Annotated in this window: 1 pseudogene; it reads left to right on the top strand. The window is 71.0% G+C overall.

What is annotated here, in order from left to right:
• Window positions 1–369, top strand: a pseudogene (locus CF70_RS36595) (type VI secretion protein VasK); the annotation flags it as partial.

Here is a 369-nt window from a genome sequence, read left to right as displayed (position 1 = left end):
TCGCCGAATTGCTGCGCTGGTCCGCCCCGGTTTACCTGCTGGACGTGGCGGAGGCGAGAACGGTGGCCCACGGCCTTATGCCGGTCATCAGTTGCGAACTGCCGCGCCAGGCCGATGCGGACGCCATCGAGGGCGCGCTGCGCACGCTGCGCGACCAGCTGGCGCAGCGCGTCGTCGCGCAACTGATGGAGGGCAACCGCGACCGCTACATGGGAGAGCTTTCCCAGCGGCTCGACACCCGCGGCAAGGCGCTCGCCGACTGGATCGCCGGACTGGGGGGCCGGCAGCGCCGGCGCATCCCCGTGGACGGCATCGTCTTTGCGCCGTATCCACGGCCTGTGGCCGGCGATGCGAGCGTGCAGAGCAGCA

The organism is Cupriavidus sp. SK-3 (assembly GCF_000611145.1).
In the GTDB taxonomy this organism is placed as follows: domain Bacteria; phylum Pseudomonadota; class Gammaproteobacteria; order Burkholderiales; family Burkholderiaceae; genus Cupriavidus.
The sequence above is the reverse complement of the archived record's forward strand: the minus strand, read 5'-3'. Positions and strand labels throughout refer to the sequence as shown.